The 20,822-nt window shown below is 31.5% G+C and carries 19 protein-coding genes; 16 read left to right on the top strand and 3 right to left on the bottom strand.

Annotation, left to right across the window (positions count from 1 at the left end; genetic code table 11):
• Positions 1-7: 7 nt before the first annotated feature.
• Both sleB and spoIIR read right to left on the bottom strand, forming a co-directional pair.
• Positions 8-721, bottom strand: a complete 714-nt coding sequence (sleB, locus tag N4A57_RS05600; RefSeq protein ID WP_330671458.1) for a spore cortex-lytic enzyme — start codon at positions 719-721, stop codon at positions 8-10.
• Between the two features lie 350 nt (positions 722-1,071).
• Positions 1,072-1,728: a stage II sporulation protein R gene (gene spoIIR / locus N4A57_RS05595; protein WP_293656680.1), complete on the bottom strand. Its 657-nt coding sequence runs from the start codon at positions 1,726-1,728 to the stop codon at positions 1,072-1,074.
• A 491-nt stretch (positions 1,729-2,219) separates the two neighbouring features.
• Between spoIIR and N4A57_RS05590 the strand changes: the two genes are divergently transcribed.
• From N4A57_RS05590 to N4A57_RS05565, 6 genes are all read left to right on the top strand, one after another.
• Positions 2,220-3,569 carry an ABC transporter substrate-binding protein gene (locus tag N4A57_RS05590; protein ID WP_293656678.1) on the top strand — a complete coding sequence of 450 codons (1,350 nt, stop codon included), beginning with the start codon at positions 2,220-2,222 and terminating at the stop codon, positions 3,567-3,569.
• A gap of 67 nt (positions 3,570-3,636) precedes the next feature.
• Positions 3,637-4,554 carry a UDP-N-acetylmuramate dehydrogenase gene (murB, locus tag N4A57_RS05585; protein ID WP_293656677.1) on the top strand — a complete coding sequence of 306 codons (918 nt, stop codon included), beginning with the start codon at positions 3,637-3,639 and terminating at the stop codon, positions 4,552-4,554.
• Positions 4,555-4,768: 214 nt separating this feature from the next.
• Positions 4,769-5,497 (top strand): PHP domain-containing protein, encoded by a 729-nt coding sequence (locus N4A57_RS05580; RefSeq protein WP_293656676.1) that lies wholly within the window; start codon positions 4,769-4,771, stop codon positions 5,495-5,497.
• 19 nt (positions 5,498-5,516) lie between these two features.
• Positions 5,517-6,374, top strand: a complete 858-nt coding sequence (gene rapZ, locus N4A57_RS05575; RefSeq protein ID WP_293656674.1) for an RNase adapter RapZ — start codon at positions 5,517-5,519, stop codon at positions 6,372-6,374.
• A 12-nt stretch (positions 6,375-6,386) separates the two neighbouring features.
• The gene (locus tag N4A57_RS05570; RefSeq protein WP_293656672.1) at positions 6,387-7,514 is read left to right on the top strand and encodes a gluconeogenesis factor YvcK family protein; all 1,128 of its coding nucleotides are present in this window, start codon (positions 6,387-6,389) and stop codon (positions 7,512-7,514) included.
• A gap of 161 nt (positions 7,515-7,675) precedes the next feature.
• Positions 7,676-8,098 carry an NUDIX domain-containing protein gene (locus tag N4A57_RS05565; protein ID WP_293656670.1) on the top strand — a complete coding sequence of 141 codons (423 nt, stop codon included), beginning with the start codon at positions 7,676-7,678 and terminating at the stop codon, positions 8,096-8,098.
• Positions 8,099-8,126: 28 nt separating this feature from the next.
• Here N4A57_RS05565 and N4A57_RS05560 read toward each other — a convergent pair whose 3' ends face one another.
• On the bottom strand, positions 8,127-8,291 hold the full coding sequence (locus N4A57_RS05560; RefSeq protein WP_293656669.1) for a DUF1540 domain-containing protein: 165 nt from the start codon (positions 8,289-8,291) through the stop codon (positions 8,127-8,129).
• Between the two features lie 165 nt (positions 8,292-8,456).
• Here N4A57_RS05560 and whiA point away from each other — a divergent pair, with 165 nt between their 5' ends.
• The 10 genes from whiA to N4A57_RS05510 all read left to right on the top strand — a co-directional run bounded on the left by whiA (position 8,457) and on the right by N4A57_RS05510 (position 20,788).
• Positions 8,457-9,419, top strand: a complete 963-nt coding sequence (whiA, locus tag N4A57_RS05555; RefSeq protein ID WP_293656668.1) for a DNA-binding protein WhiA — start codon at positions 8,457-8,459, stop codon at positions 9,417-9,419.
• The gene (locus N4A57_RS05550) at positions 9,416-9,679 is read left to right on the top strand and encodes an HPr family phosphocarrier protein (protein ID WP_293656667.1); all 264 of its coding nucleotides are present in this window, start codon (positions 9,416-9,418) and stop codon (positions 9,677-9,679) included. Before whiA ends, N4A57_RS05550 begins: the two co-directional genes overlap by 4 nt.
• Before the next feature lie 227 nt (positions 9,680-9,906).
• On the top strand, positions 9,907-11,514 hold the full coding sequence (locus tag N4A57_RS05545; RefSeq protein ID WP_293656665.1) for a response regulator transcription factor: 1,608 nt from the start codon (positions 9,907-9,909) through the stop codon (positions 11,512-11,514).
• Positions 11,515-11,527: 13 nt separating this feature from the next.
• Complete coding sequence (locus N4A57_RS05540) at positions 11,528-13,369, top strand: sensor histidine kinase (RefSeq protein WP_293656663.1); 1,842 nt, start codon at positions 11,528-11,530, stop codon at positions 13,367-13,369.
• A gap of 105 nt (positions 13,370-13,474) precedes the next feature.
• On the top strand, positions 13,475-14,866 hold the full coding sequence (locus tag N4A57_RS05535; protein ID WP_293656661.1) for an ABC transporter substrate-binding protein: 1,392 nt from the start codon (positions 13,475-13,477) through the stop codon (positions 14,864-14,866).
• Between the two features lie 86 nt (positions 14,867-14,952).
• Positions 14,953-15,912, top strand: coding sequence for a carbohydrate ABC transporter permease (locus N4A57_RS05530; protein WP_293656659.1), 960 nt, complete (start codon positions 14,953-14,955; stop codon positions 15,910-15,912).
• On the top strand, positions 15,909-16,745 hold the full coding sequence (locus tag N4A57_RS05525) for a carbohydrate ABC transporter permease (protein ID WP_293656658.1): 837 nt from the start codon (positions 15,909-15,911) through the stop codon (positions 16,743-16,745). Before N4A57_RS05530 ends, N4A57_RS05525 begins: the two co-directional genes overlap by 4 nt.
• A gap of 15 nt (positions 16,746-16,760) precedes the next feature.
• A complete protein-coding gene (locus N4A57_RS05520; protein WP_293656656.1) occupies positions 16,761-18,563 on the top strand; it encodes a glycoside hydrolase family 127 protein in 1,803 nt (600 codons plus the stop codon).
• Positions 18,564-18,575: 12 nt separating this feature from the next.
• Entirely contained in the window at positions 18,576-19,166 is a 591-nt protein-coding gene (locus tag N4A57_RS05515) for a DUF624 domain-containing protein (RefSeq protein ID WP_293656655.1), read from the top strand.
• 578 nt (positions 19,167-19,744) lie between these two features.
• On the top strand, positions 19,745-20,788 hold the full coding sequence (locus tag N4A57_RS05510) for an HD-GYP domain-containing protein (RefSeq protein ID WP_293656654.1): 1,044 nt from the start codon (positions 19,745-19,747) through the stop codon (positions 20,786-20,788).
• Positions 20,789-20,822 lie beyond the last annotated feature (34 nt).

Below are 20,822 nucleotides of genomic sequence, written 5' to 3'. Positions count from 1 at the left end.
CCTCTCCTTAATTTCCAAACCAGTGCTTTCCTATTTTCTTTTCCACCTTCCTACTCCATATCCATTTGCTAGTTGCCGTAGCTGGGTTCCAATAATATCTGCAACCACCTGTAGGGTCCCAACCATTTAATGCATCCCTTGCTGCCTTCACAGAACTTTCTACTAATTTGGCATTTACTTGTCCATTAGCAACGGCTTCAAAAGCTCCTGGTTGATATATTACCCCTGCTATGGTATTTGGGAAAGAAGCATGCTTTACCCTATTTAAAATAACTGCCCCCACGGCAACCTGCCCCGTATAAGGTTCTCCCCTGGCTTCTCCATTTATTGCTTTAGCTAAAAGTTGTACTTCATTATCCCTATATCCCATACTCTTACTATTTTTCTGACTACTTGTGGTTTTAGCTCCCCCCTTAGGTGTGGTTTTGCTACTTTTTAAAGTTAATCCTAACTTTTGTGCAGTCTTACTTCCCACCACTCCATCGGCCACTAGTCCATGTTTCTTTTGAAATTTTACAACAGCACGATAGGTTTGAGCTCCATATACACCATCCACATTTCCCTCTAAATAACCCCATCTTTTTAATTTATCCTGCAAACTCCTTACCGTTTCCCCCCTGGCCCCCCAATATAAGGTCTCTGCCATGGTCATATTCAGTATGCCTATTATAATTCCCATAACTATAATTAATAATAGAATTCTGCCATATTTTTTATTCATACAAAACTCTCCCTTTCTACATATTCACATTATTAGTTTTAAACAGGTTGTATTTAATTATTCACTATAGATTTCGTAACACTAAAATTTCTTTATATAGTAACTTGCCTATAAAGGAAAATATATTGAAAATTTTTGGAATTGAGGAACGTCACAGCATCCTATGCTGCTCCAACATGAGACGTGAACCTATCTACGAAGATTCATACTTTCGCTTGTGACAAGAACTTGGGTGGAAAAAATTTTCAATATATTTTTCTGAAATAGGCCCACATAAAGCAAGTTTAAAATCAAGAAATCTATATATGATTTTTTTATTAAAAGAAAAAAGCCAATCCATATGATTGACTTTACTTCATTACTAATTTATTATTTATTTTTTCCTTAGCACTCTCTATTACTTCCACTATCTTAAATTTTAATTTAAGGGGAAGTTCCTGATTTTTCTTAGTGTATATCATATTAAACTCTTCCTTAGTTAAAACACTTTTCATTTCTTCTTTAGTTCTTTCATCTGTAAGTCCATTTTCCATATCTATGAAACATAGGGGCGGGAACAATACACACCACCAATTGGCCCCATCTCCATCTCCTATAACTACTCTTAGGGCTTCATACTCTCCAGCTGGTAGGGTAATGCTTCCATAGTTTTTAGTTGGAAAATTAACTTCTCCTAAACTAGCCTTAACCTCATAATTATATCCATTTGATGCGATTACCTCTCCTGCTACTTCTTCTATAATATCTATATTTTTCTTTATTATATCTCTGCTTTCATCTAGACTCTTTGATTTTTCAAATTTAGGATTTAATTTTTTTATAACTTCATCCCTTACTTTTAATTTTAAAGCTTGATCCTTTGGTGAATCACTATTGGCTATAACATGAAATCTTATTAATTCATTTTTATAAGCCCTTTGATTTTCGTAAACTTTACCTAGAGACATGAACGTAGTAAATAATATTATTCCACAAAATAAAATGATACCCATAAATTTTTTATTCATAATAATAATTCCCCCATTACTAATATTTTTTCTTATTTTCAGTATTAGCAAGTTGGGGGATTTTTAAACTATATTATATATTTTTTTCCTTGTTATTTTTGTCCATTCTCAATTCCCAGGTATATAGCTTCCTCAACTCAGACCTATCTCTATAGATTTCGTAACACTAAGCTTTCTCTATACAATAACTTGCCTATAAGGGAAAATATATTGAAAATCTTTGGAACCCTGGAACGTCACAACATCCTATGCTACTCCAACATGACACATGAACCTATATACGAAGATTCAAACTTTCGCTTGTGACAAGGACTTGGGTGGAAAAGATTTTCAATATATTTTCCTGAAATAGGCCCGCATAAAGCAAGTTTATACACCAGAAATCTATACAGGCATATGTTTGCAATAGTTTTTTTATAAATATACTAACTTAGAAATTAAGAGAATATGCATAAGAACTTTTTAATAGATATAAGTAGGAGGTGGTAGGCGTGAGTAGTAAAGGTAGGAGCAATTTTGTATCCCTTTTAATTTTCATACTTATATTATTCATAATAATTGGCCCCTTTTATTTTATATATGTGAAAGAAGAAATAAAAAATAATACTATAAAGAAGGAAGAGTATTTATTTAAAGGAGTAATAAGCTTTTGGGATTATCCTAAAACTAATATTCAAACGGGAAGTAACTATGGTTGGATATTGAATAAGATAAAGAGATTTGAGAAAGAAAATCCTGGCGTATATATAGAATTTAAACCCTTATCAAGAAAGACGGGCCATATGTTGTTAGATACGGCTGTTGATACGAAAACTTATCCAGATATAGGGCCTGTGGCTACAGATGTGAGAATCATATCTAAGGGGTTACTCCAAAATATAGATGAATTTATGACCAAAGATGAGATCGGAATGTATAAAACAGATGCCCTAAGGGCAGTAAAATATAAGGGGAAAATTTGGGGATTTCCTTATACTATGAGTACTTATAATCTTTTGTTGAATGTGGAAATGTTTAATGAACGGGGAATTGAAATTCCTAAGGAAGGAAATTGGACCTATGATGAATTTATAGAAACTCTTAAAAAACTCACAGTGGATGAAGATGGTGATGGGAAAATGGATTATTATGGGTTTAATGCTTATATGGGTGTAAATGATTATAGTCTTTGGGGAATACTTTTATCAGATGGAGGAGAAGTTTTTAATAGTAAGGGAGAATATGTATTTAATGATAGTAAAGCCATAAGTGGGGTAAAAAAAATAGTAGATCTAAAAAATAAACACAAGGTAGTACCAGGTGATTTTGGGGAAAGTTCAGAAATACAAGCTTGGAAAAGTTTTTATAAGGACAAAAAAATTGGAGTATATCCTGCTGGAACCTGGGCCATAAATACTTTAAATAAAGCCTATGAATCGGGAGAAGGATTTGAATTTCAAGTTGGAAATTATCCTATAGGTAAGAGGCAAAATCCCATATCAGCAGCTAAGGTAACTTCAGCCTATGGGATTTTTAAGCAAGAGGATGAGGAAAAATTGAAGATGTGTGTGAAATTTTTAAAATTTTTATCTAGGGATGAATACCAAAGGGCCTTAAATGAAGTGGGAGTATTTCCAGTGAAGAAAAATATAGAGGAAATATATATGGGAAATGATAAAATGGATTTTGTAGAAAAAAATTTGAAATATACTAAAAATATATCTAATCCAAATTGGAATATGACTCAAGAGTATTTTTATAGTCAATTAAGGCAGATGCTTATTAAGAATAAGAACATAAAAAAAGGATTAGATCATGCTAAAAATAAAATAAATACTTATAAAACCATTAAGAAAGAATGATTTTCATTTAATACCTTTTAATGTTATACTTTATTTAGAATAGTGAAGGTTTAGGAGTTGAGATTTAGTGCATATAAAAGGAATATATGATAGATTAATAGAAGGAATAGATAAGGACAATATAAGAGAAAATGAAATTATGTCAAAACATACTTCATTTAAAATAGGTGGGCCTGTAGATCTTATGATTTTACCCAAATCTGTAGGAGAAGTAAAACATGCTCTAAAAGTTTTTAATGAAGAGGAAGTGAAATACTATATTATAGGAAATGGTAGTAATTTATTAGTAGCAGATAAGGGCATAAGAGGTGCTATCATAAAAATTGGAGGTAATTTTAATAAGGTAGATGTGGAAGATGAAAAGATAACTGCCCAGGCGGGAGTACTTTTATCTAACCTTGCCAATTTGGCCCTTAAAAATTCCCTTAAAACCTTTGAATTTGCCAGCGGCATACCAGGAACATTAGGTGGTGCAGTTACTATGAATGCAGGGGCCTATGGTGGTGAAATGAAGGACGTGGTAACAGGGGCTTCTGTTATAGATAAGTTTGGCAATGTGGTTTATTTAAATAATGAGGAACTAGGATTTGAATATAGAAACAGTAATGTACAAAGGGAAGGTTATATAGTCTTAGAGGTGGATATAAAGTTAGAAAAGGGTAATTATGAAGAAATAAAAAATATAATAAAAGAATTGACTAAAAAAAGAACTACAAAGCAACCCTTAAGTCTACCTAGTGCAGGAAGTACTTTTAAAAGACCACCTGATCATTTTGCTGGTAAGCTAATCCAAGACGCAGGATTAAAAGGTGTAAAAGTAGGGGGAGCCCAAGTGTCAGAATTGCATAGTGGGTTTATTGTTAATGTGGATAATGCCACTGCTAAGGATGTATTAGACTTAATAAGATTAGTTCAAAAAACTGTAAAAGATAAATTTGGAGTATGCTTAAATCCAGAAGTGAAAATCATTGGTGAAATAGAGTAAGGCATATGAAAAAAATAAACTAGTCAATTTTCTGAGGAATTTGGATTGTTTTCAAGGCATGGTGAGCGAGCATATTAAACATATGTAAGCGATTCCATAATGAAGAAAATAATTCAAATAACCAGTAAAATGATTAATTTATTTTTTGAATATGCCTAAGGCAGGGACAGTTTTTGACTGTCCCTTCAAAATACCTAGGAAAAGAGGAATATATATGAAACTTATAGGTGATTATCATACACATACCATATATAGTCATGGAAAGGGAACTATAGAGGACAATGTTAATGTGGCCATAGGAAGAGGCCTTAAAGAAATTGCCATAACAGATCATGGATATGGTCATTTTCTATATGGAATAAAAAAAAGTCGTATAGCTGAAATGAAGGAAAAGATTAGAAATATAAATGAAAAACAAGATAAGATAAAAGTAAAATTTGGAATAGAATGTAATATATTAGGTTTTGATGGACGATTAGATGTGGAAAGAGAAATATTAGATAATATAGATATAGTCTTAGCAGGGTATCACTTTGGTGCCCTATCTAATAAGTTTATCCATGATAGTATAATTCATGGGAGGAATTTTTTAGGTAAATATCTAACTCATATGGATAAGAAAAATAAAATTATAAATACAGACACGGTTATAAAAGCCATGTATAATTATAATATAGACATACTTACCCATCCAGGGGATAAGGGGTGTGTATATATGAAGGAAGTGGCAAAGGCAGCAGCTGAGACTAATACCTTACTTGAAATAAATAGTAGTCATTCCTATTTGAGAGTAGAAGATATAAAGATTGCAATGGAAGAAGGAGCCATGTTTGTCATAAATAGTGATGCCCATAGACCAGAACATGTGGGAGTAGTGGAACGTGGAATTAAAAGGGCTATAGAAGCAAAACTTCCCATAGACAGAATTGTTAATATGGAGTAATGGATAGGAGGAGATAAGTATGAAATTTGTTATTATTACAGGCCTATCAGGTGCCGGAAAGAGTCAAGCTATGAAGTGTATGGAGGATTTAGGATTTTATTGTGTAGATAATCTTCCGTCTGCTTTAATTCCTAAATTTGCAGATCTTTGCTTTCATGCTCAAGGAGAAGTAGAAAAAATTGCATTAGTTATAGACATTAGGGGAGGAATGTTTTTTAATGATTTAAAAAAGAGTATAGAACATTTAAAAAATGAAGGATATGAGTGTGAAATACTATTTTTAGACGCATCAAATGAAGTGTTGATTAAAAGATTTAAAGAAACTAGAAGAACCCACCCTTTAAACCCTACAGGATCAATTACAGAGGGAATTGAGCTAGAAAGGGAGAAAATAGCCTATTTAAAGGAAATGGCAAACTACATAATTAATACATCTAATTTGACTACTGGACAATTGAAAAACGAGATTAAAGATATATTTGTAAAGGGAATTGAAAGTAAGAATATAACCATATCTATTCAATCCTTTGGATTTAAAAAGGGAATACTATTAGATGCAGACTTGGTATTTGATGTGAGATTTTTACCAAACCCCCATTATATAGATGAATTAAGGGAGTTTACAGGAAATGACAAATCCATTAGGGAATATGTGATGAAATGGCCTGAGAGTATTGAGTTTGTAAATAAATTAAATGATATGATAGATTTCTTGATTCCATATTATGTAAAAGAAGGAAAAAATCAACTAGTAATAGCCATAGGCTGTACAGGTGGAAAACATAGATCTGTAACAGTAGCTAATATACTTTATGAGACATTAAAGGAAAAGGGTCATAGAACTATTATAAATCATAGGGATATAAAACCATTATAAGGGAGAAAATACATGTTTGGAATAGGGAATAAGTTCAGATTAATTATGGTTTTAGGTCTTACTTTAGCAATTGGAATATTCCTAGGCATATCTTTAGGAGTAGGTTATATTAGATATATTAGAAAAATTATAAGAAAGAGTAAAAAAAACAAGAAGGATCTAGGAAAAGCTCCTAAAATAGTAGTTATTGGAGGAGGAACGGGTCTTTCTGTACTTCTTCGTGGTCTTAAGAATTTTACTTCAAATATTACGGCCATAGTGACTGTGGCTGATGATGGTGGAGGCTCAGGTATATTGAGAGAAGACTTGGGCATGTTACCACCTGGAGATATAAGAAACTGTATATTAGCCTTAGCAGATACGGAACCTACTATGGAAAAACTATTACAATATAGATTTACAGAAGGCATGTTAAAGGGTCAGTCCTTTGGTAATTTACTAATAGCTGCCATGAATGGCATATCAGAAAATTTTGAAGAGGCCATAAAAAAGATAAATAAGGTATTTGCAGTAACAGGGCAAGTACTTCCCGTTACCCTAGAAGATGTTACTTTATTTGCAAAACTAAAAAACGGAAGTGTTATAAAGGGTGAATCACAAATACCAGTTAAGGTAAAGGAGTTAGAATCTCGAATAGATGAAGTTTTTATGAAACCTAGTAACGCAAAAGCAGCAGAAGAATGTATTTTGTCAATTTATGATGCGGATATTATCCTTTTAGGACCAGGAAGTCTCTATACTAGTATAATTCCAAATCTTTTAGTGAAAGATATGATAAAAGCTATGAAAAGATCTAGTGCTAGTATTGTATACATCAGTAATGTCATGACTCAACCAGGAGAAACGGGTGGATATACGGTGGAGGATCATGTGAATGAGATAAATAAGTACTTAAAGGGTATAGATATAGATTATGTATTTGCAAATGATGAAAATATACCTACAGAAGTTCTAGAAAAATATCATAAGGATGGGGCTAAGCCCTTATTATTAGAAGTAGGTGAAAAAGAAAGATTAAAAGATCATAATATAAAGGTAATAGAAGGGAAGTTTGTAAATATAAAGAAAAACTATATAAGACATGATGCCCATAGGATTTCAGAAAAATTAATCCATATTTTTCAAAGTGAGAAAAGTTAAAGGATCTATTTATTTAATGAAGTATAAAATCTATTCAAGATTTATATACATGAATAAATAGTTATAATAGGCAGGTTGTTGGATAAGTCTAAAACTTTTCTATTAATAAAAAACTCTAATTATTCAACATCCTATAAGAATATTAATAGGAGGTGTGCATAGTGAGAGAGGAAGTGAGTTCTGGAGGAGTAGTCCTATTTGGAAATGCCATATTACTTTTAAAAAAGTATAATGGAGATTGGGTATTACCAAAGGGGAAAATAAAAAAGGATGAAAATAAATGGCAAGCAGCCCTACGTGAAGTATATGAAGAAGGAAGAGTAAAAGGTGAGATCATAGATTATATAGATAATATAAAATATTCCTTCAAAAATTGTTGGAATAATCATGAAGTAGTAGAGAAGACCGTTCATTGGTATTTGATGAAGACTAAGTCTATGAATTGTGCACCACTTAAAGAAGAAGGTTTTATAGAAGCTAGATTTGTTCATATGAATAGGGCTTTAAGTATGATCAAGTACGATGATGAAAGACTTATAGTTAAAAAGGTTTTAGATATATTAGAATCAAGGGGGAAATTATAAAATCTACCCCTTAATTCTTCAATTAATCTTATGAATTCTTTGGAATAAATGATGAACAATAGGTATCATCACTACAATTAGTTATTCTACCAGTTTGGGTAATAACTTCTATTTTTTCTGCTTGACAATAATTATCATAATTGTGTTTACAATTAGAAACGTGGCATTCTACTACCATGTTATGTGGATGCATAATAAAACCTCCTTTTAAATATAGTATTAATAATAAGAAATTATATATTACAATAAAAAAATAGATTGAGAGGAACAATTTTCAACAGAAAAAAATTGACTTTTATGCTATAATGGTGTAGAGTCGGATTATTTGTTTCTAACAGGAATAAAGCAGGTGTTAATAATGTCATTTTCCATGAGAACTAAAAATGAATTGTCTAGAGAAATGCCAGAGAATAAATGTTGTCAATTAGGAGAATTATCTGCATTGATAAGAATGAGTGGAACTATTCAATTAGCTGGATTTCAAAAGGTAAATATTAAAATAGTAACTGAAAATGCTGCCATAGCCAGAAAGATATTTACCCTTATTAAAAAATGTTTTGGCATACATACGGAACTGAGGGTGAGAAAAAATAAGCTACTGAAAAAGAATAATCATTATGTTATCATTATTAGTAGTGAAGCAGGAGCTAATGAAATTTTAACAGATGTGGGAATACTCCGTTGCAAAGAGAATACGTTTTCCTTAGATTATTCTATTCCTCAAAATTTAATCGGGAAGGATTGTTGTAAACGATCCTATGTGAGGGGAGCATTCTTAGGAGCTGGTTCTGTAAGTGACCCAGAAAAAACATATCATTTAGAATTTGTAAATAATAGTGAAAAACATAGTGAAGATTTAAAGGAACTTTTATGGCAATATGATTTAAGTGCTAAGACTATCATTAGAAAAAACAGTCATATAGTATATGTAAAAGAGGGAGACTGTATAGTAGATCTACTAAATATAATGGGGGCCCATGCTGCCTTACTAAAATTAGAAAATATAAGAATCGTAAAGGAAATGAGAAACAACGTAAATAGAATAGTAAATTGTGAAACGGCCAATTTGAATAAAATAGTTAATGCGTCCATTCGTCAAATAAATAATATTGAATATATACAAAAAACTGAAGGTTTTAAAATATTGCCTGATAATCTAAGGGAAATTGCTGAAGTTAGATTGAATTATAGAGAAGCAAGTTTAAAGGAACTTGGTCAAATGTTAGATCCTCCCGTGGGAAAATCGGGAGTCAATCACAGATTACGAAAGATAGAAAAAATAGCAGAGAGAATTAGAAATGGGAAAGGGGGAGCAAAATGATACAAAAGGACTTTAAAGTAGAGAGTAAGCTTGGATTACATGCTAGACCAGCAGCATTATTTGTTCAATTGACAAATAAGTTTTCATCAGACATAATTGTAGGTAAAGAAAACAAAATAATTAATGGAAAGAGTATAATGGGTATCATGGCTCTAGGCGTATCAAATGGTGAAACTATAACTGTTAAAGTGACCGGTGTAGATGAAAAAGAAGCAATGGCTGAAATTGAAGATTTTTTACTAAACAAGATAAAGGGATAAGGCTACTATAAAAGTAGCCTTATTTTTATGTTTATGAGGACATATATGATCTATATAACCTTATTATTTAGTGTATGTTCAATTAATCTTATTAGCACTATAATAGAATTAGAATATGGATTACTATGAGAAGGGTTTGTACAAGGATGAAATAAAATCTTTAAAGCTATGAATATTAGAAAAATTTATAATTTCTACATATTATAAGAAATGAGGGAGATGGTTAAATGCTTAATATATTACTGGTTGATGATGAATCAAGACATTTAAGGGGATTAAAAAACATGATAGTTAAATTAAGGCCCCATTATAATATAATGACTGCATCCAATGGAAAAGCTGCCCTTGAGATAATTCATAAAGATAAAATAGATATAGTCATATCCGATATTATGATGCCTATATTAAATGGAATTGAATTATCTAAAGAAATTTATGAGAGCCATGGAAAGATAAAGGTTATAATTTTAAGTGCCTATGGTGAATTTGAATATGCTCAAAAAGCTATTGCCTATGGGGTTTCCAACTATCTTCTGAAACCAGTAAATGAAACGCAAATCGTCCATGTATTAAATAAAATAGAATATGAAATACAATTAGAACAAAATGCTATTATTGAAAAACAAAACATGATAGATCAATTAGAAAAGAAGGAAGCCTTTTATAATGAATTGCAAGTTTATAAATGGTTGAATAATCATTTGAAGCAAATGGAAATAAACGAATTAATTAAGAAGAATAAGATATGCTCAAATAAAGGAAAAGTGTTTTTATTTGAAATAGATACACCTTCAGAGAAGATGAGCAAAGATATTAATACAACTAGGGAGCATCTCCAAAAGTTAATAAATAAACCAGACTATAGAGATTTTGGTATAATTCCTATTATTCTTAATGAGGACAAACTTAGGATAATTGTTATTATGTATCTCCATGAAAATATAGCTATGAAAAATCATGATTTTTACTATATAATTATTGAAATAAAACAGACTATTGAAAAAATATATAATGAAAAAGTTGTAGTTGCAATCAGTACTCTTGTTGATGATATTTCTACAGAGGCATCAAAGGCATATGAGATGGCTAAAAAAGCTCTAACCTATAGCTTTTATGATTTGCCTAATAAGAGCATTGATTATGATACAATCTTTAAATATAATCAAGGAAAAATATACTTAAATAAAAAATACAATGAAGAATTCCTAAAGGTCTTAACCCAACTAGATTGTAAAAAGAGTATGGAATATATAGATAAGTTTTTAAAAACCTTGTTAGGGGAGAGACTTATTATGCCACAGAAACTAAAAGATATAATGATTAATCTTTTAATGGAGCAGATTAGAAAGCTAAGGAATAATATCAATGAAAAAGCTTTTGATGAAGTCCAGTCTGAAATAGCTGTGTTAATTAATCAATGTGCAAGTTTAAAAATGATGAAGGTACAGATAAATGATATTATTGAAAGAATCATTAATATTATGATGAATCAGAAGGAAAAAATTCAAAATAGTCTTTTTCATAAATGTATAGATTATATAATGACCCATTATAATGAACCCCTATCATTAGAAAGTATAGCAGAAAAATTTTATTACAATCCAAGTTATTTTAGTAGTCAGTTTAAAAATTTTTCAGGAACGACATTTTCCAAATTTTTAATAGGTTTAAGAATAGAAAAGAGCAAAGAACTTTTGAAAAATACAGATCATAGGATATATGAAATTGCTGAAATGATAGGGTATAAAGATGCTAAATATTTCAATAGAATCTTTAAGAAGAAAATGAATATGACCCCTGATGAATATAGAAGGCAATGCGAAATCGGCAAATAGAGGTGAAAATCATATGTTTAGAAAATTGTTTAACTATTTGGCAAATCTGAAATTCAGAGAAAAGCTAATACTATCCTATGCATTATTAATATTAGTGCCACTTCTAGTTATTGGGATGGTTTATTATAATACTAGTTCTAAAATTATTCAAGAAGGTGCTAAAGAGAATATCTTTCAGATTCTAAAAAAAAACAATGAAATTATCGATATTAAATTTAACCATATTCAAGACAGCATAATGAGTTTAATCTTAGATGAAGAGCTATTTGATATTTTTGCAAAACCCCTTCCAGAGGAAAAACTAAAGCTTTTAAAGGTGGATAGAGAAATTAATAGGATATTGAATAAATACTTAGCACAGTATGAAAGTATTTATTCAATATTTTTAGTAACAGATAGGTTTCAGTTTGGGACCTATGATATAACAGTAGCAAAAAAGGATGCCTTTAAAGATACTGTACTATATAAGCGTGCCATTGAAGCTCATGGGAGAACAAATTGGGTACCTAGTTACCATGTGAGTGATGAGTATGAATTAAATGAATTAAGTTCATTAGGGTTATATTATCCTAATCTATTTGCGGCAGTTAAGAAGCTGAACTTGACAAAAATCACAAGGGATAATTTTTATAATCAAGGTTCCATGGTGATGACATCCTTAGACCCATCAATTGAGAGACCTGTATTAGTTGTAAATATGAAGGTAGACCTTATAGATGAAAAGTTTAATGGGCTAATAAAAACACCAGGCTATGAATATTATGTCATGGATGAAAATGGTCATATTATTAGTCAGACAGATTCACAATTGGTTGGAAAAGTAATAAACCCTAGTTGGTTTAAGGATGTTAAAAGGGATAAAAGCGGAGTGAAATTTATTTATATAGATAATGAAAGATATCTCATATGTTATGATATGATCCATGCTAGTGGTTGGTATTCTATTATATTAGTTCCAGCTAATGAAATACTAATGGAACTGCCAAATGTGAGCCGTTATATGATAGTACTTGAAGCTATTGTTATGGCTATCTTGTCCATCATTATTGCGTTTTTTATATCAAAAATCATTGTAAAGCCAGTAAAAACATTATTGGACGGTATTAGAAGGATGGGGAGGGGAGAGCTTAATGTTAAGCTTCATGTAGAAAGGGAGGATGAATTTGGGGAGCTAATTCATAACTTTAATGATATGAATGCAAAAATCCATACACTTATAGAAGAAAATTATGCTTCGAGACTTCGAGAAAAGGAAGCCCAGATTATTTCTTTGAAACATCAGCTGAATCCACATTTTTTATCTAACACCTTAAATGTCATTAATTGGATGGCTATTGAACATAATGAAAGTGAGATTAGCAAGATGATTGTGAATTTATCCAATATGTTCCAGTATGCCATTAAAACTAAAGGAGAATTGATTGATTTTGAATCGGATTTAGAGTGGCTTAAAAGCTACATATATATAATGAAAGTTAGGTATGAAGACAAATTTGATGTAGTTTATAAATTTTCCAATGAAATTTTAAACTGCAGGGTACCACAGATGTTTTTGCAGCCCTTTGTAGAGAATGCAATAATACATGGATTTAATAAAATGATTGATGGTGGTATGATCAAGATCTATGGAATTACAGATGAAGGCAACATCTTCTTTTTTGTTGAAGACAATGGGTGTGGCTTCAATGATGATAAAAGAAGTATTATGCTAGATGACTCAAAAGATCATATTGGTATTAATAATATTCAAAAAAGAATAAATTTGATATTTGGAGCCGATTCAAGTGTTACTGTCCACAATTTACAACCAAAGGGTACCCGCATAGAAATAAAAATTCCTAATATACAAAAATAATCCACTAATCTAAAAAGAATGGAATTTTAAAATGATTCACTAAATTATAAAATTAAAGTGTAAGTAAGAAATAAAATAAATAGATAATGGTGAGGAGGAATTTCAATGAAAAGGTTTTCAAAATCAATGGTATTTGTAATTATACTCATATTAGTGGGAACAATGTTTATGAGTGGATGTGAAAAGGAGAATGCTACATCCCAAAAAACTGAAGAACCTACTGTAAGTGAGAAAGAACCAGTTACCTTGACTATGACTTTCTGGGGAAGTCCCCAGGAAAAGAAAGCAGTAGAAGAAGCTGCTAAGAAATTTTCCGATAAATTTCCAAATGTAACCGTTAAAGCAATCCATATACCAGAGTCAGATTATGATGCAAAAATAGCGGCTATGGTGGCAAGTGGTCAAGCACCAGACTATGCATACATACATGGTCAGCAAGGAGAGCAATTTGCTAAAGAAGGTAAGTTTTATAACTGGTTTGAGCTTATGGAAAAAGATCCTGAAATAAGTAAAGAAGATTTTGTAGATGATATATGGTTTAGACTGAATCGGGATAATGCTTGGGCAATTAGTGGAGCAGTAGAATGCTTTGGATTGTTCTATAATAAGGACGCCTTTAATGAAGCGGGTCTTGATTATCCTCCAAGTAAGTTTGAAAATTCATGGACTTGGGATGAGTTTGTAAACGTTGCTAAAAACCTTACAATTGATACAAATGGCAATAATGCAAATAGTCCAAAATTTGATCCAAATAATATTAAACAATATGGTATTTCCTTTGAAAATTGGTTTGGGCCAGTGTCTGTTCATGTTATAAACAACGGTGGAGATTTTGTTTTAGAAGATGGGAAAACCTTTGGATATTCAAAGCCAGAAGCATATGAAGCAATACAAAGATTATCAGATTTAATAAATGTACACCATGTTGCTCCATCTCCAATTCAAGCAAGGGCTATACCAGGTCAAGCTGCAGCTATAGAATCTAAGCTTGCTGCCATGTCAATGCACGGACAATGGATTAACCTTGACTTAGGAGCAAATAATGTTAACTATGGAATCGGAGTACTTCCTAAAATGGATAAGGAATCAGGTACTTTGAAAATCAGTGGAGCTATCTCCATTTTTAAAGATACAAAACACTTTGAAGAAACTTGGGAATTGGCTAAATTTATGTGCGGTGAAGGTGTAGAAAGTTTATATGAAAATGGTTTATGGATGCCAACTATGAAAAAGTATTATACAGATCAAGAATTATTAAAGAAATGGGTTGGACCTAACCCTGCACATCCAGAAGGATTTAAAGATGCCATGCTTGACATGGTAATGAACCATAGTAAACCAGCAATGGTATATACGATTAAAAATCAATCTAAAATTGATGCTATGATTAGTGCAGCCTTAGATCCTGTATGGATGGGAGAAAAAACTGCTAAGGAAGCAATGGAAGAATTAGAGACTAAGATACAGCCTGAAATCAAAGGAAGATATGATAAGTAAAAGTTAATATAATCAATAAGAAATAACCATGATATTTAAGTTAAATCATGGTTATTTCTTAAAAAAATAGATTGGGGCTAATAAGTATGAATAGAATATTTGATAATATAAAAAAAATCAGGAAAAGATTAAGTGAAATATCGTCAAATCAAGAATTTGCAGGGTGGTTTTTTGCTATGCCAGTAATATTAGGGTTTTTAGTCTTTGTTTTAGGGCCAATTCTAGTTACAGTCCTATTGAGTATGAGTAAATATGTTATTGGAAGCAAACCAGAATTTATTGGATTTAAGAACTATGAATATTTGTTATCTGGGAAAGATCCATTTTTTTATCCATCAATAAAAGCGACCTTTTATTATGTATTTTTAAGTGTCCCACTGGGAATTATATTTTCTTATGCTGTAGCATTATTACTAAATCAAAAGATAAAGGGAAGAAGCTTTTTTAGAGGGGTTTTCTATTTGCCCGTAGTTATTCCACTGGCGGCTTCATCAATGGTTTGGTTATGGATATTGCAGCCAGATTTTGGGATAGTTAATTATTTCTTAAAGACTCTACATTTACCACCTTCACCCTGGCTAGCATCTGAACAGACTGTAATTCCAACTCTTGTTTTATTTAGTTTGTGGCTATCAGGAAATACAATTGTTATTTTCCTTGCAGGACTTCAAGAGGTACCAACTCAGCTATATGAGGCAGTTGAAGTAGATGGAGGAAATGCTTGGCATAAGCTGATTCATATAACGATTCCAATGACCTCTCCCATTATTTTTTTTAATACAGTAATGGCATTTATTAATGCATTTCAGACCTTTGTACAGCCATATATAATGACTAGTGGGGGGCAAAGCATCAATATGGGAGCCCCCAACAATGCCAGTTTATTATACGTTTTAAATCTTTATAGAGAAGCTTTTAGGTTTTCTAATTTTGGTAATGCTAGTGCTCAAGCTGTACTTCTATTTATTGTAATTTTAGGAATAACATTCATATTATTTAAAATTTCTAGAAGATATGTTTATTATGAGGGGGAGACAAGTAAATGATAAAAAGTAGATTCAGTATAAAAAAAGTATTTGTGTATATTTTATTGATATTTGGCACATTTTGCAGTTTATTTCCCTTTTATTGGATGATTAAGTCATCATTAATTGGACTTGCAGATATTTTTCAAATGCCGCCTAAAATATTACCTACAAAGGTTCATTTGAGTAATTATGTTACGGCCTTAAGTCAATACCCTTTTCACAAGTTCTTTTGGAATAGCTGCATCATAACAGGATTAACAGTTTTAGGAGCAGTTATTACAAGTTCAATGTGTGCCTTTGCTTTTTCCCGATTAGAATGGAAATGGAGAGATCAAATTTTTTATTTGATCTTATCAGGATTAATGCTACCATTCTTTGTTGTCATGATTCCTCAATTTATGGGTTGGAATGCTTTGGGGCAGATAGATAGCTTTATACCTCTTATTGCTCCAGCATGGTTTGGAGGGGGAGTTTTTAATATCTTCCTATTAAGACAATTTTTCTTAGGGGTTCCCAAGGAGTTAGATGAAGCTGCAAGAGTAGACGGTGCAAGTTATTTTAGAATTTACTGGCAAATCATTATGCCCTTAAGTAAGCAAGCCTTGATTGTAGTAGGATTGTTAACCTATCTAGTGAGCTGGAACGATTATTTAGCACCTATGATTTATTTGTCTTCACAGGAAAATTACACCCTAATGTTAGGACTAAACCTATTCCTTGGTTCTTATTCAGCCCAATGGAATTATATGATGGCAGCCACAAGTATAATAGTAATACCTTCATTAATTATTTTCCTCTTTGCCCAGAAACATTTTATAGAGGGAATATCAATGAGCGGATTAAAAGGATAATGAGGTGAAATAGATATGGATAATAAAGGAGATAAATACTTAAAAGCTATTGATTTTAATTGTACTAAGATAAATGATAAATTGTGGAAAAAGAGAATAGAGACTATAAGAGATGTAACAATACCAGGATGCTTTAAGAGATGTGAAGAGACTGGCAGAATTAGTAATTTTCACAAGGCAGCGAAAAAGATAGAGGGTGGATTTGAAGGGGTATATTTTAATGATTCAGATGTCTATAAGATTATTGAAGGGGTAGGTTATGTACTTTCTCAGGTAGAAGATAGAGAGTTAGAGGAGTATACTGATGATCTAATTCATACAATTGTAGATGCCCAGCAGAAGGATGGGTATCTAAATACCTACTTTACCCTAGTAAAAAACGAGGAAAAATGGACAGATATGGAGCGTCATGAGGACTATTGTATAGGACACTTAATTGAAGCTGCTATTTCATACTATAAGGCTACTGGTAAGGATAGATTACTTAAGGCTGTTATAAGGGCAGTGGATGAATTTTACACAGAGATGATAACAGGTGGTAGAAACTGGGTTCCAGGACACCAAGAAATTGAACTGGCATTAATTAAGCTTTATGATGAAACTAAAGACAGAAAGTACTTAGAATTTTCAAAATGGCTACTAGAACAAAGAGGCCACGGCCATGGAGTTGGAGAAAATCTTTGGGGTGTAGAAAAATGGGGAGCTGTATATGCACAGGATGAAAAACCTATTAAAGAAATGACAGATATATCTGGTCATGCTGTTAGAGCCATGTATATGTATTGTGCAATGGCGGATCTTTTAATTACTGATGGAAATTATGATTATCTTCATGCACTTGTAAAACTATGGGATAGCACTGTACTTAGAAATATGTATTTAACTGGTGGAATAGGATCATCAAAGGAGAATGAAGGCTTCACTAGAGATTATGATCTTCCTAATGATACAGCCTATTGTGAAACTTGTGCATCCGTTGGCATGGTCATGTGGAATCATAGAATGAATCTTATTTTTGGTGAGAGTAAATATGCTGATATAATGGAGAGAAGCATATATAATGGAGCCTTATCTGGAATGGGAGAACAGGGAGATGTGTATTTTTACGTAAATCCATTAGAATCGGATGGAACCCATCATAGAGAGCCTTGGTTTGATGTATCCTGTTGTCCTACTCAGATTACAAGATTTGTACCTTCTATTGGTCAGTATATGTATGCGGTAGATGAAGACAATATATATGTAAATCTATTTATAAAAAGTGATAGTAGATTTAACTTTGCTTCTGACAATATAAGAATAACTCAAAGTACAGACTATCCTTGGGATGGCAGGGTTCTTATTAATATTGAACAAAGTATAGAAGAGGAATTTAATATTAATTTACGATGTCCTAGTTGGTGTAAGGATTTTCAACTCATGATAAATGGTAGGCCCTTTAAAGATTATTATGTTGAAAAAGGATATATTAAAATTTATAGGATTTGGGAAAAGTCCACACAGATAATTCTTAACATGGATATGGAAACTGAAATAGTGAAACCACATCCTAGGGTTTTAAACAATAAAGGCAAAGTAGCTTTAATGAGGGGACCCTTAGTTTATTGTTTTGAATCAGTAGATCAGATAGATTATGATAAGCTAACTATCAGTGGTAGTGAAGAATTTAAATTGGAATTTGATGAAGAGCTAGTTGGAGGCATTGTAAAGATTTCTCTTTATGAGAAGGATGAATTTAAGGCCATGGCAGTTCCATATTATGCTTGGGATAACCGAAAGGCTGGCAAGATGAAGGTTTGGGTAGATGAAGCTAAGTAAAGAGGTGGTATGATGATTGACATATATAAGCAAAATGGATTCTTAGGAAAAATTTCGAAAAAGATTGTAGATATGTTTGTAATCAACCTGATTTGGCTTATATTGAGCCTACCAATTATTACAATAGGTTCAGCTAGTGTTGCAGTTTATACGGTTTTAAAAAGAATAGACCATGAAGAAAGCCATGAGTATATAAAAATCTTTATAAAGACATTTAAAGAAAGTCTAAAACAAAGTATAGTTATTGAAGCCTTCTTAATATTTGGATTAATATTATCAGCTATCTGGATGAATACAAATCTAATCTTTTTAGAAATAGAAATTAACAAGATCATTTCTCTTGCTATTTATCTTCAGGTGTTATGGATTTCATTATATATATTTATTTTAATGACCAGATTTGAGATGGATATCTTGAGGTATTTTAAAACAGCTTATTTTTTATCCATAAGACACTTTCCTACAACCATATTATGTACAATTACTTTTTTAGGAATCATTTATATGGTGGTTCTTTTTCCACCCTGTGGTTTATTCATGATGGGAATTTATGGTACCGTTAGTTTGAAACTTGTAAATAGAATTTTAGATAAATATGTATAAGGCAATTGTACACATCATACATGAGATATATAGATTTCTGGTGTATAAACTTGCTTTATGTGGGCCTATTTCAGGAAAATATATTGAAAATCTTTTCTACCCAAGTCCTTGTCACAAGCGAAAGTGAGAATCTTCGTAGATAGGTTCATGTGTCATGTTCAAGGAGCATAGGATGTTGTGACGTTTCAGGGTTCCAAAGATTTTCAATATATTTTTCCTTATAGGCAAGTTACTGTATAGAGAAAGCTTAGTGTTACGAAATCTATAGATTTCCCATTCATAAACCAGCTTTATATGAGCCTATTTCAGGAAAGTTACAGCATAAATAAAGATTTAGGTTCATAAATCTATATTGGCAAATCAGCACTTTGAAAACTTAGGACTCATTCATATGCCTCATAACAAGTATAAATAAATCCTTAGAATATAGGATGTTTTTCAAAAAAAATAATCCATATATACTAAAATTTTCACTAAATAGAGGAGTTTAATCTGTTTTGAAGAATAGTTAATACTATGATTAGACAAATTATTAGTTGATGCGCAGCGAGGGAAAGACTTTTGTTTTGGAGGTATACATGATAAAGCTAAAGACCAGGTTTTTAAAAGAAGATATGATTTTAGCCAATAATATATATACTGAAAATGATGAAATACTCCTAGGTGAAGGTATACACCTAAATCAAGTTTATATAGATAAACTTTTGGAGTTAGGTATAAGTGAAGTATATGTAAACATTCCTAGTACGGAAGATATAATAGTACCAGATGTCATTAAGGAAGAAAATAGAAAAGAAGCTCACAATATAATAAGAGATACTATGAAAAGAATTTCTTATAATGAAGATATTAGAATGAAGAAGATATGGAAAATTGTGGATAAGATTATTGAAAATCTTTTAAGTAGTGATAGTATAATAGTGAATTTATCCCTAGTAAGGTCCATAGATGATTATACCTTTACCCATTCGGTAAATGTATGTATATATGCTTTGATAATTGGTATAGGTATAGGATATAAAAAAGAGAAGTTGATGGACTTAGGAGTGGGGGCAATCTTACATGATATAGGAAAAATGCTCATAGACCCTAAGGTACTGAATAAACCAGGTAAATTAACTAAAGATGAGTATGAGTACATAAAAAGTCACAGTAAACTTGGTTATGAAATAGTTAAGAATAATAAGAATATAAGTGAAGCAAGCGCCAAAATAATATTAACCCATCATGAGAGATTTGACGGAGAAGGTTATCCCTTTAAACTAAAGGGAGATGAAATAAGGGAATATGCTAGGATAGTGGCCATATGTGATGTTTATGATGCCTTAACTTCCGATAGGGCCTATAAGAGTAAGGAATTTCCCCATGTGGTAGTAGAGTATTTAATATCCATGGGATATCATCAATTTGATTATGAGTTAGTAAAAGAGTTTATTACCCATATACCTTGTTATCCTATAGGAACTCTGTTAAAGCTAAGTACCAATGAGATGGGTGTAGTTTATGAAATTGATAAGGAATACCCAAATAGACCTATTGTAAAGTATATTTCAAATGGGGACAAAATTAACCTAATTTATAATCCTTCAATACAAATAGTTGGTGTATTAGAAAAAATGTAATATCTTTTGGTATAATAATAGATATGAATTATTC

It is taken from the genome of Anaeromicrobium sp., from assembly GCF_025210435.1.
In the GTDB taxonomy this organism is placed as follows: Bacteria; Bacillota; Clostridia; order Peptostreptococcales; family Thermotaleaceae; genus Anaeromicrobium.
Note: the sequence above shows the minus strand (reverse complement) of the source record. Positions and strands in the feature narration are given on the sequence as shown.